Raw genomic sequence first — 12,181 nt, forward strand, 5'->3', positions numbered from 1 at the left:
CAGATTTCTGCCATAGCAAATGTTTTTGGCAACAGAAACGGCAGGGCTTGCGGGACAACGTTCATAAAAACTGCTCGCATCCATTCTCTTACTTCTGGTATTTCGACGACTTCGCGTGGGTCATCTTCATAACCGTCAAAAGTAATTTCGATTTCGGTATTGACAATGTTTTTCGGGCTATCTGCAATATAAGGTTGGAATCTGACCGTTGTTAGTCCAACCCACCGGCTTCAGCAATGTCGATCAAGGTTGGAATATGAGGCCCATACTCGATCGTCTCGGATGTTCGCTTGGTTGGAACTGCACCCTGTGAAGTGGTGATCAACCGCGTACCGCTCCCAACCTTTCGAGCATGCTTGGCATACAGGGTCTTCGCTCGGATGATCTCGTAGCTGTAGCCACGCCCGGTCCTGTTTGCGAGTTTAATCAGACCGTTCAGACATTCCGTATAAGCATTTGTGATCCGACCCGGCGAGTCCCAGTAAGCGAAGATATCGTCGTAGTGGTTATGCACCGTCTTGGCGAGACTAGTGAATTTCGGTAGATCATCATCAGGCAGCGCTGTTTCCCATGCTTCAAAGGCTCGCATTGCAGATTCTTTGTCGGGTTCGTCGTAGATTCTGAAGAATGCTTCTTTGACATCGTAGGCCAGCCCCAGTGCCGGGATCGTCTCTCGCACCACCAGCAAAGCTTTTTTTTCTGCCGGGCTCAGATTTCCGGGGCGCTTCAACGTAAGCCAGCGAATCGATTTCTTTACCTGCAGGCGCTCGTCTTTTGTCAGCGTCGCCTGATACTTCTTTCTCTCGTCCTCCAGCGCATCCGAGGCCATCTTCACGACGTGGAACTTATCGATGACTAGGCGGGCATTAGGCAGGTATTCGCTGAAGGAGCGCTTGAAGGGTCGCCACATATCAGTACACACCCATTCAACCCGCTCCCGATCAGGCAGATTCTTGAAGAACGGCTTCAGGTGTTCTTGAGTGCGGAACTCCAGAATCTGAAAGACGTTATTAGTCGCCAGGTTGGTAACAACGCATCGATACTCACCCGCGAGACTCACCTCATCAATTCCCATGATGACGGGCGTCTCATAGCGGACCGTGCGCTCCAGCTCTGCAATCAGGTCATGAGCAATATTCTTAATCGTGTTGACCGCAAGTCCGGTCTGCAAAGCCAGCGCGTGGAAGGTCATGCCAAGACAGCGATCACGAATGGCATCAACGAGTCGCTTGGTAGCGCGCCTCTTCTCATCGAGGAAGGATAACTGCGGGGTGACCGTTTTGCCGCACGTCTCACATCGATAGCGAGGCCGCATGATTTCCAACCGAACCGGCTGCATCTGCATTGGCGTGTCAGCAAAAATGCTCGATCGGCGCCCGTGTCGATGTAGTGGCTGGGCGCAGTCGGGGCAGATTGGTAACTGCTCCTCGATTAGCTCCACGACCACCGTGAGAATTTGGCCTGGACGTAAATCGACAGGCTTTACACCTGGCAGGCCGAGAAGATCAAACACCGGCAGCGTCCACGTCAATGTTACGTTGATCGCGGATCAGCTCATAAATGACATCGGTCAGCGCGGACATAGCTTGGCGATCGGATTTTAATACCAACGTGGCCAGCTTCTGGTGCGAGGTCAATGCGCGCACAACGCCTTGCTGCACCGCGCCAGGCAGATTCCCCTTTAGCGCCTGCGAACGAGTATTGTTTTCGATTTGCGCCATGACGACATCGTTCTCGCGGGCGATCGAAACGATGTGATTGACGAAGGTGGCTTGGTCGCGCAGCGGAGTGGCATCTCCAAACAAGTGATTGAGCTTATCGATGATTTCACTCAGGAAGTGAGGCGCATCGCCCGCGCCGGTGCCGCCACCAGGCCCGATCGGTTGCAGTACGGGGGATTCGCCATCACCTTGTACGCCGTCCTCCCGGTTTTTGATTTCGAAACCGGTGAGAACCAGGCCCTTGAGGTCGACATTTTCCGGGATTTCTCCACTCAACCGCTTTTCCAGCAGCTTCGCAAACGACGCGAAGTTTTCGAGCTCGGGGTCGCCAAAGTCGATCAACTGGGCCACATACGCATACGTGCGGCAAAAGCGGCCAAGCCCGGCCTTGAAGGCCATCAGCGTCTTGATCTGGTCAGCATGCTCCTTGCGGTGGTGATCCGCCGATTTCATGCCGGCCTCGTCCTTCTCGCGAAACGCTTTCTCGAAGGCGGCCTCCCATGTCGAGATGGCGTCCCGCAGCATCTTCAATTTTTGGTTGAACAGGCGCGTGGGGCCTTCGGTCGCGGCATACAGCGCCTTGTGTTGCGGATCCTGCGCGCGCGTGATATCGCGAATGGTCTTGAACCGGGCTTCCTTGAAGCGCTCCAGGTCTTCGTCGTCGTAGATGTCCTGATCGTCGAGCTGTTCCTTGACCTCGTAGACCACGTTGAGGTCTTGCACATCGTCGATCTTGGCCCCATCGTCATACATGGCGAAGGCACTGCGTACGCTTTCTGGCTCGTTCACGAAGTCGATGATGAAAATCTGGTCTTTACCGGGCGCCATGCGGTTTAAACGCGAGAAGGTCTGGACGATCTCGACATCGTTTGCAATCTTCTTATCGACGTACATCGCCACGAGCTTCGGTTGGTCAAAGCCAGTTTGGAATTTGTCTGCTACGAGCATGATCTGGTACTCAGGGCGATCGAAGGCCAGCCGCAAGTCTTGGCCTCGCACGGTGGGGTTCATGTTTTCCTCCGTGAATTCCTCGTTTTCATCAACGAGAAACGTGCCATCGCCCTTGATCTCGTCATCCGAGTGCATAACCTGCTTGCCGGTCATCTTTCCCGAAAACGCGATGAGCGAGCGGATGCCTGAATACTCTTCGTGCTTGGAAATATAGGCGTCAAAGCTTTTCTTGTACCGGATTGCAGCCGCGCGCGAGCTGGTGACTACCATCGCCTTGGCTTTGCCATCGAGGCGGTGCGCGACGTTCCGGCTGAAGTGCTCGATAATGAATTGCACCTTCTGGGTCACGTTGGTCGGATGAAGCGACATCCACTGAGCCAACGCCCGTTTGGCAGCCTTGCCGCTCACCCGTTTGGCGTCCCCTACCTGTTTGGCGAGATTGAATGCTGTCTTGTAGGGCACGTAGCCTTGCAGAACATCAAGAATGAACCCCTCTTCGATCGCCTGGCGCATCGGATACCGATGGAAAGCGCGTGGCAGGTTGTCCTTCGATGCCGGCTGCGTTGGGTCAGCGGGTCGGCCAAACAGCATGAGCGTCGAATGTTTGGGGGTGCCAGTGAAAGCGAAGTAACTAATGTTGGTCGGGCGGGCGCGCGACTTCTGGATCTCGGTTAGCAATTCTTCGACAGACAGTGTGGCCATTTTTCCGCTACCGCTCATGGCAAGCGCAGTTTGCAGCTTCGCCGCGGTCGATCCGGTCTGAGAGTTGTGCGCCTCGTCGATGATGACGGCAAAATTCTTGCCCTTCAACGTCTTGTCCGTCACGATCGCTTCCATGGCGAACGGGAACGTCTGGATGGTCACGACAATGATCGGAGTCCCTGCCAGCATGGCATCGGACAACTGCTGACTCTTCGATTTGGATGATTTCTGGCGGTCAATCGCAGCAATGACCCCGAACTGGTGATCGATCTGCTTGACTGCATCCTGCAGTTGGTCATCCAGCACGGTTCGATCGGTCACGATAATGACGCTGCTGAAGACAGCTTCGCCATTGTCCCTGCGCAGCTTAACGAGATCATGCGCTGTCCAGGCGATCGTGCTTGTTTTGCCAGAGCCTGCGCTATGGTCAGCCAGGTACGACATGCCAGCGCCGTTGGCTTTGGCATCTTCGATCATGTCGTTGACTGCCGACCATTGATGAAAGCGCGGGAAGATCAGTGTCTCTTTCTTTGACCAGTTCCCGTACAGGTCGACGGAATCCTTCTTTTCGACGTACACAAAACTGTGGAAAATGCGCAGCCACGCGTCGCGCTGGCAAACCTGCTCCCAAAAATAGGCGACGGGATACTCGCCATCGGTACGCGCAGGATTGCCAGCATGTCCTTCATTGCCTTGGTTGAACGGCAGGAAGAACGTGTTGGCGCCATCAAGCTTGGTCGCCATCTGAATGGTCGAGTCCGACATCGCAAAGTGAACCACGGCGCCACGCTTGAACGTCAGCAGTGGTTCGTGACGCTTGGTCTTCGGGTCATACGGCAGCCGGTCAGTACGGTACTGATCCATCGCTGCGTCAGCGGACTGCGTAAAGTCAGTTTTCAGTTCGATCGTAGCGACAGGAATCCCGTTGATGAACAACACCAGATCGATCGCCAGCTTGCGTGAAGGGTGATATTGAAGTTGTGGCACCACCCGGAGAATATTGGCTGCGTAGCGCTTCTGGATGTCCGCATTGCGCTTGTCTTCCGGCGCGGCTTCTGACAGATCGATGTGGCCGCACCCGGCAATTGAAAATCCTTGGCGTAGCACCTGAACTGCGCCGTTCTTCTCCAGCGCCTTTGCCAACCGGTCCATCAAGACCTCGCGAGTGCGCTCACCATTGTCCTTGCTGAGCTTGTCCCACTTCTCGGGCTGAGTTGTCTCCAGCCAAGCCACGAGGTCATCCGGATATAGAGCACGCTCGGTGTCGTATTTCAATGTCTTGCCAACCTTCCATCCTTGCGCCTCCAGCTTGGAAAGAACGTAGCTCTCGAAATGCTTTTCTTGGTGTTCAGTGTCGCTCATGCGGGCTCCCGAAGGTCGATTTGGCCGGTCACGGCGGCAGTGATGAAGGCAGAACGACGCTCTTTAAGAAGGGCAATACTGCGTTGAGTCTTTATCAATACCTTATTAATACGATCTAACTGAAAGTCCAAATAGTTGGATATTTGTTTTTGCTCATGTGGCATTGGAGCGGCAACATAAATCTCATGAATATCATTCCTGTCGATGCCAGGCACTGCCGCTTTGGCTGAGTGCAGCAAAAAGAGGTCCGAGATGTTTTGTAATAAATACCAAATAAATCGAGGTTCATTGTTGTAAAGGTCAATCGTGTACAGCGCGGTATTCAATGGCCAATAGTCTTCTTGGACAAACGTAAATTCGCCCAGCGAACCATAACGGCCGGTAACAATGCCAGGGGATTTTGCAATAGCAACGTTGTGAGTGCCGGAATAGCCGGCTGAAGAAACGACAGGCACTTTTCCTTCTACTCGAACATCTACCGGCAGATCATGCCCGCGCTGAAATACGACGAATCGCTTTAAGATGGCCACATCCCAATGCTCTGGCACATCCCCAAGCCACTCTACCCCGGAATTCCGCATTTTCACATCGGGATCAAGCCCCTTTGTGACGGCATGCGCGATCAACGCTTGACGTTTATCCTTCAGGAGTTCGATGAAACGAGCCTTTTTGGCGATCAGTGCATCGATGCGGGCGGTTTCTTGGTCAATGCATTCAGCGATTTTGTGAATTTCATTGATAGGCGGCATACAGACACGCAAATCACCGATGACATCCTGTCCAAGTCCGTAGCGGGTAATGCCTGGAGATTCGATGAAGAAGTAAGCGCGCGTCGGCGTCGATTGCAGAACGCGGTGAAGAAAGCGTGCGGTAGCAAGTTCGGCGCTGCGAATGAGCGTGAGGTGATAACCGCACACCACCCCAGGCGCGTCCTCAACAACCAGCGCTGGAATACCAATGTCCGACGGATCTTCTGAATCCTTGGTAATGATCAGATCGCCTTTTTTTAATGTGAATTGGGCAATTTCGTCTTTGCTGGCGGTTGCCCGCATGAATGGCATGTCTGCACTAATGAAATCGTTGTAATACACATCCGTGTAGTTGCATAAGCCCACCTGCTCTTGGCCTTCGTAGGACTTTTTGTCGATTCCGCTGTTTGTGAAAGTTGAGACATGGCGTAATCGCTTGACATTCCAATGGTCAGGCACTTCACTGATCCATTCAACTCCAGAATCGCGGTAAGCCAGGTAGGGCTTGTATCTGCTCATTTCGCATCCTCCACACCGGAAATTGCGCGGTACGCCTGGTGTGGGTGGTTTGGTTGGTCGGGCTGGGTGTAAATAAGTGCACCGGCACTTACTAGGGGTCTCAGGTATTGAGTTCCCAAATAGTCTGCGTTGCGATTGAACAACCCTGCCAGCTCGGAAGCCTGCCACGGACGGTGTGCACACAGCAGAATCAACGCTTCTCGCACCTTGTCTGGCGCCGTTCTCTGTCCTAAGCCTGCTACTATTTCCTGAAGGTTTGCCGGCAACTCTTGCCAGTTAGGGTTACTAGATAAGGCGGCGAGGTTGCTAGACAAGCCGATAGACTGGCTAGACAAGGAAGGTTGGTCACTAGGTAGGGACTCCTCCTCTTCGTTGCTGCCAAGCAGCCAAGAAGTCGGCTGATAATAGGTTCCCGAGCCACGCCCTTTTTGTTCTAGCAGTCCGGCGTCGCGCAAACGCTTCAGAGACTGGCTTGCCCCGAGAGTATCAACACGGTTCAGTTCTCGGTACATGGCATTGTCAATTGCACCTTGCTCTCTAACCGCTACCAATGCCCGCGTTTCTTCATCTGAGAGATGTAGATCACGAAACCGGCTTAGCCATTTGATTGATTCTTCATTCAGAAAATGCTGAAAATAGTACCTAGCCACGAAGCTGTCGTTATTGCGTTGTGATTCGAATAACGGAGGCTCAAGACCGGCCTCGACCATCATTTCTCGCATCACCCGGATACCGCTGCCCTTGGTCTCAGCAAATCGCGTGTCCAAAAGCACAGCAGCGATGCGGGGATTTCGAGGCACTGAGCCTGGTTCCCCTAGATGCTCTGGTGACTTTAGCGAATGACCAGGGTTATGAATCTCGATGCGGTTTGAGTATCGAATGATCTGAATGGGTGCGTGAGAACGGTAGCTACGGTGCATCAGTGCGTTGACGATACCCTCCCGCAGCACCCTTTGAGGAATTATCGGCTTATCCTTACGCTGGGCGTCTCCCTCTGCAAGACCGAATGCCACGGGGAGGTCGTCGAGTAAGGCGGCAAGCGCCCTACGGATGGCCCTGAATAAGTAGTCACGAATCTCGATTGAATCAAACCGGCGCTCGGGATCGGGGATCCATTCTTTGCCCGGCACCCGGATGTAATCAACGCGCGTCATAGGAAAAACACGGCGTAATGCCTGCTGCTTACCAAACAGTTGAAGGCCCGCAACAGTTGGGGTCAGTTGTCCATCATGGTTCTTGACGCAACCAAGCGATTCGAGAAGCTCTTCGTCACTCCATCGTAGCTCTTCAGCGTCGGAGTTTGCTTCAAGCCTTACTTTTCGGTAGTCCGCGATCGCTTCTTCCGATAAATCTACCAAGGATGTTCCTGGCAATACTGTGAAGTCGAAGCTCTCGACCTCACGACCTTGATATAGGACGAGCAGGTCGTCCTCTGTACAATATTGGTCAGTGCTACCAACACGGCGAAACGCGCCCTTTGGCAATCCACGCGCTTTGATAAAGACAGGTTTATCGCCGGGCTGCGCTTCTGGAACAGTGACAACCAAGACCGGGCGCTCATTGATGTACTCGCTTGCAATTTGAATGCGAACTGGGGTATTGAACTGTTCCCGACATTGGGTTGCAAGTGAGGCGCTTAGCGCATCAGGGTGGGTCACGCCCTCGACCACGTAAGGTGAAAAGAGATCATTCTCATCCCGTACGACACCGAGAATTAAGGTACCGCCTTGCAAGTCAGGTTCGTTGGCAAAGGCACAGATGGTTTCGAGGATGGATGGACCGATTTCTGTTCCCCGTTTAGCCTCTAATCGTTCATTTTCATCAATCGTGTTCAGCAAATTCAGATAATCGATCATTGCGTCACCTCGCCAAGCAAAGCCGCGATCTCCGCCTCCACCTGCTTCAAGTCTGCATCGATGTCAGCCAGTTTGCGCGGGGCAACGTACTGGTAGAAAAACCGGTTGAAGTTGATCTCGTATCCCACCTTGCCGATCTGCTTATCCATTTCGTCGAAAAACGCCGCGTCAACGTATGCGTCGGGGACGTGCGGCAGTACCTCCCGCGCGAAGTAGTCATCGATGGACTCGCTCAGCGGAATGTTTTCGTAATCCGTCAGTTCGGTGTCGGCCACGACGGCGCCATTTGCGTCCAACACTGGCTGGCCATCCGGATCGCGCCGGCCGAAGGCGGTCGTCAGCGCCTTGATGAACACCTTGGCAACTTTGATCGTGGTGCCGTGCTCAAGCGACCATTTAACGACTTCGGCAGCGAACGTTTCCGCCCAGCCGACAAGGTGCATGGAGCCAACATGGGGAACAATGGCGGCGGCCCAGATGGCTTGATGCTCGGGAGAGAGTTTGGCCCATGCCTTGTCCGTTTTGAGGTTATCCAGCCCTGACTGGTCGATATGCAAAGACATCCGCAACGGGCGAAGTACCCTAATTCGCCGGTACCCGAATGTTCGATAATCCAACATTCGTGAATGCTCGCCATTCTCTGCGGCGGCGTAGATGTCAATGATCTGTCGGCGCTGATCGTCGCTTACGACCCGGCGCTTGTTGCCTTCGTTCTTGATGGACGTCCAGAAACTGGTGCCGTTGATCAGTTGCACTCGATCTTTGCGGCCTGCAGGCTTTTTGTTCGAGAGAATCCAAAGGTATGTGCCGATACCAGTGCGAAAGAATATCTCAGTGGGCAGCGAAACGATTGCTTCAACCAGGTCGTTTTCAAGCAGCCAGCGACGGATTTCAGACTCACCAGACGCCGCACCACCGTTGAACAGCGGCGACCCGGACAGCACGATCGCCCCTCGACCACCACCGTTTTCTGGCAGCTCCAGCTTGCTGGCCAAGTGCATCAGGAACAGCATCGAGCCGTCGTTGATCCGCGGCAGGCCGGGACCGAACCGGCCCTCGAACTTCTTTTCCTCGTGCTCCGTCACAACCGCGCTCTGGTCCTTTTCCCACTTCTTGCCGAAAGGTGGATTGGACAGGACGTAATGGAAGCGGTCGTTGGGGAACTGGTCGTTGGACAATGTACTGCCCAGCCGAATGTTCTTTGACAAGTCCCGTCCCGGATCTGATTCAAGCGTCCGCAATAACATGCCTGTCAAACACACGGCATGGGTCTCTGGCTCAAGCTCCTGTCCATGAGGCACCAGAACAGGCGGCACCTTGAACCGATTGCCGTAGTCGGCTACGTGGTTCATTGCGTCAGACAGAAAGCCACCCGTACCGCAGGTAGGGTCATACAGGGTTCTGATGAGGCCGGGATTGGACTCGAAGAGGGCGTCGTCAGGGTCCAGCAGTAGTGACGTTGCCAGATGCACCACATCGCGCGGTGTCATGAAATCCTCGGCACCCTCATTCACTTCGGCACCAAAGCGGCGGATCAGATGCTCATAGAGGTTGCTCATCATCCGATCAGACACGACATTCGGATGCAGATCGATGGCCGCGAAGTTCTTGCAGATTTTGAACAGGACGCCGGCCTTGTCGAGCCGCACAACCGTATTCGAAAAATCGAATTGCTCGAAGATGACTCGGGCGTTATCCGAAAAGTGGGCGACGTAGTCTTGCAGGTTCTGGCGGGTCTTATTGCTTCCCAGACTGCCAAGTGAATACTCGGACGTGTTGTAAAAAGGGTATCGGGTCGCCTGGCGCAAAATGAGGTCGATATCGATCCCGGAATCCTTCATCGCAGCATGCGAATCACGCACTTCCTGCCGGCTGGGCTCCAGCACGCACTCCAGGCGCCTCAGCAGGGTAAAAGGCAGGATAATCTTGCCAAAATCGGTATGCCTGAAGTCACCCCAAAGGTCTTCAGCATTTTTCCAAATGAAATCTGCCAGTGATGCGCCAGTTCCTGCTTGTTCTGCCATGCGGTTCTCCAACCATAGTTTGCACAAAAGAGCCTACCATAGTGCTGGAGAGAATCAACCACATATTGCACAAAACGGAAACTTTTTTAGCTAATCAGGTATATTTAATTCCAACCATGGAATGCAGATAGCCGTTTTTCGATGTGTAAGCAAGAAGATTTGACGCGACAAAATCACGCAAGATAACGGTTTTTTCCGTTGCAGAACCTAGTCGCTCATTCACATCTTTACGACGCCTTATGTTAAAAATTACGCGGTTTTTCTTTTGCTTTTCAATCAATTTAGCGTCGTGCATTGGATAATCGTCTTCTGAATCACCCACCAACCGCACTCGTACACCGGTTTGTTTTTTCAAGAAATCACGAGCGAGACGCATGAATTCAACTTTCTCTTCAGGCAGATAGAGTTTTTGATTTTTCATTACATTTACTTCCTTTCAAGTGCTTTTAGTAGTCGTTTTTCTAAATTGCTCACCTTTTTTGCATGTAAAGCAGTCTGATTAGTTAATTTTAGTTCCAAGGCAGCTATCTTTTCGCGCATTTCACGGTTTTCAGCCGTAGTTTTTGCTAATTCCAGCCCTATTTCTTCAATTTTCTCCGCTTTTTTTGCTCGAAACGTCGCTTGCCGCTCTTGGTTTGTCGTTGCCATTTAAATCTCCTTTTCGTTACGCAATTGTTTTATATATGTTACTAATATAATACACTATAATTGCGTAACACGAAATGATCTTGTTACGCAATATCCAATTTTCGTTACGTAACTAATTTTAATGTTGTTGTATCAACACAAAAAATTCGGTTGATCGTGGGCCGCTTAGTCGTTACGCTGTAACGACTATTCAGCAGGAGTATTAACCATGGCAAAAACAGCAGCACAACGACAAGCTGAATACCGGGCGCGCCGACCTTTCCAGGGAAAAGACGGAAACGGTGAACGACGTCTGCAAGGCTGGATCACAACGGGTGGAGCACTAGCTCTGGATCGCCTGGCACGACGTTACGGTGTAACGAAACAAGAAATGATGGAACGACTAATTAACGCTGAAGACGAACGAATCGTGGCCGAGCTGAAACCCGACTCGCCAGAATGGGATGCTTATTTCGTTGCCAAATAATGCGTTACGCTGTAACGATAAGTGAAAACAAGGATTCGATCAATTCTCGAAGCCAAATTTTTCTCAAAGTGTCAAAAATCCCTGTTAAAAACAGACCAACTGTTAGAAAAGATGAGGGGTATTTTTATAACATGTTAGCTTGATCAAAATCCAGGTGTTAGAAAACGGTCGTTTTTTAACAGTCCTTGTCATCGTCAGCTTTGGCGAAATGCACGTCTTTGATGTCATCGAGCATTTTTTCTTCTTCGGCATTAGTTGCCCTGGGGGGAGGAAATCCTGCAACTCTGAGCATCGTCGTCAGCGTGAAGTCATCGACCCCCAAAATTCTTCTCGTTTTATGGCGACTGAGTTTTCCCAGGGAGTAGTCGAACAACGCCTGGCAATTTCCTGTCATTGAATCACCTTCAATTAGTCCGCTTTCCGCGAGCGTTGCAAGATAGTTTCTCAGCAAAGAAGCGACCGAGACGTGATGCTTTTCAGCGATCAATCGAGCTTGTCGCAGCGTATTTTCGTCAACTGAAAACATGATCTTAAGCATCGGTGAATATCCTTTTTTGAAAAGTCCTGTCATTCATACTCAATTATGAAGCGCCTGTAATCACTCGCTTGCGAGTGAGATACGCATTATCTTTTATGTTTGTTGTCTGCTTTCGTTGGCCACCGGTCCGGCCTGCGAACATCTTGCATAGTTTGTAAAACAGGTTGAGCTTCGTACATATAAGCGTCGTATTGAGCTTTCAACATAGGAAAACCGTAAACTGCGATAGATGCCCCGAAAATACTAGCGAAAAGTCCACCACAAGTCATTCTTAAAAATGACATTTTCATCTTATTTGAATTAGCGTAAGCCGTTTCACACAAATTCTTATTTGCAGCCAGCATGCTATTTGTTTGATCGATAAATTCTTTTTTAATATCTTCGAACGCGCCTTTTAATAAAAATTCACTATCATTAAGTTGCTTTTCTATTGCTAATTTCGTAGATCTAGTTACAACTTCAAAAACTGTATCTTTAGTTGATACTACTGATCTTTCTGCTTCTTCTTTATACCTATCTTTAGAAAATTCATTTAATTTTGATTTGTATTGATTTAGCGCAGTGTCAGTGCTTGATATTAATAAAGCTGTTTTTTCTTCTAGGTATTGAACTGCTTCTGCTATCTCTCCAATGCCAGCTCTTAAA

General features: G+C 51.3%; 10 protein-coding genes. 1 reads left to right on the forward strand and 9 read right to left on the reverse strand.

Annotated elements, in window-relative coordinates; genetic code table 11:
• Window positions 1-211: 211 nt before the first annotated feature.
• From QN370_RS18710 to QN370_RS18740, 7 genes are all read right to left on the reverse strand, one after another.
• On the reverse strand, window positions 212-1,513 hold the full coding sequence (locus QN370_RS18710) for an ISL3 family transposase (RefSeq protein WP_322129223.1): 1,302 nt from the start codon (window positions 1,511-1,513) through the stop codon (window positions 212-214).
• Complete coding sequence (locus QN370_RS18715; RefSeq protein WP_322129222.1) at window positions 1,506-4,736, reverse strand: type I restriction endonuclease subunit R; 3,231 nt, start codon at window positions 4,734-4,736, stop codon at window positions 1,506-1,508. The genes QN370_RS18710 and QN370_RS18715 overlap by 8 nt, the downstream gene beginning before the upstream one ends.
• Window positions 4,733-6,004 carry a restriction endonuclease subunit S gene (locus QN370_RS18720; protein WP_322129221.1) on the reverse strand — a complete coding sequence of 424 codons (1,272 nt, stop codon included), beginning with the start codon at window positions 6,002-6,004 and terminating at the stop codon, window positions 4,733-4,735. Before QN370_RS18720 ends, QN370_RS18715 begins: the two co-directional genes overlap by 4 nt.
• Complete coding sequence (locus tag QN370_RS18725; protein WP_322129220.1) at window positions 6,001-7,860, reverse strand: ATP-binding protein; 1,860 nt, start codon at window positions 7,858-7,860, stop codon at window positions 6,001-6,003. The genes QN370_RS18720 and QN370_RS18725 overlap by 4 nt, the downstream gene beginning before the upstream one ends.
• Window positions 7,857-9,884, reverse strand: coding sequence for a class I SAM-dependent DNA methyltransferase (locus QN370_RS18730; protein ID WP_323581780.1), 2,028 nt, complete (start codon window positions 9,882-9,884; stop codon window positions 7,857-7,859). The genes QN370_RS18725 and QN370_RS18730 overlap by 4 nt, the downstream gene beginning before the upstream one ends.
• Before the next feature lie 94 nt (window positions 9,885-9,978).
• Complete coding sequence (locus QN370_RS18735) at window positions 9,979-10,305, reverse strand: hypothetical protein (protein ID WP_323581781.1); 327 nt, start codon at window positions 10,303-10,305, stop codon at window positions 9,979-9,981.
• A gap of 5 nt (window positions 10,306-10,310) precedes the next feature.
• A complete protein-coding gene (locus QN370_RS18740) occupies window positions 10,311-10,532 on the reverse strand; it encodes a hypothetical protein (RefSeq protein ID WP_323581782.1) in 222 nt (73 codons plus the stop codon).
• A 208-nt stretch (window positions 10,533-10,740) separates the two neighbouring features.
• Here QN370_RS18740 and QN370_RS18745 point away from each other — a divergent pair, with 208 nt between their 5' ends.
• The gene (locus tag QN370_RS18745) at window positions 10,741-10,998 is read left to right on the forward strand and encodes a hypothetical protein (protein ID WP_323581783.1); all 258 of its coding nucleotides are present in this window, start codon (window positions 10,741-10,743) and stop codon (window positions 10,996-10,998) included.
• A gap of 175 nt (window positions 10,999-11,173) precedes the next feature.
• Here QN370_RS18745 and QN370_RS18750 read toward each other — a convergent pair whose 3' ends face one another.
• Complete coding sequence (locus QN370_RS18750) at window positions 11,174-11,569, reverse strand: hypothetical protein (protein WP_323581784.1); 396 nt, start codon at window positions 11,567-11,569, stop codon at window positions 11,174-11,176.
• A 53-nt stretch (window positions 11,570-11,622) separates the two neighbouring features.
• On the reverse strand, window positions 11,623-12,181 hold a 559-nt coding region (locus QN370_RS18755), incomplete at its 5' end, for a hypothetical protein (protein ID WP_323581785.1).

The sequence above is a fragment of the Actimicrobium sp. CCI2.3 genome (assembly GCF_035019065.1).
Classification (GTDB): Bacteria; Pseudomonadota; Gammaproteobacteria; order Burkholderiales; family Burkholderiaceae_D; genus Actimicrobium.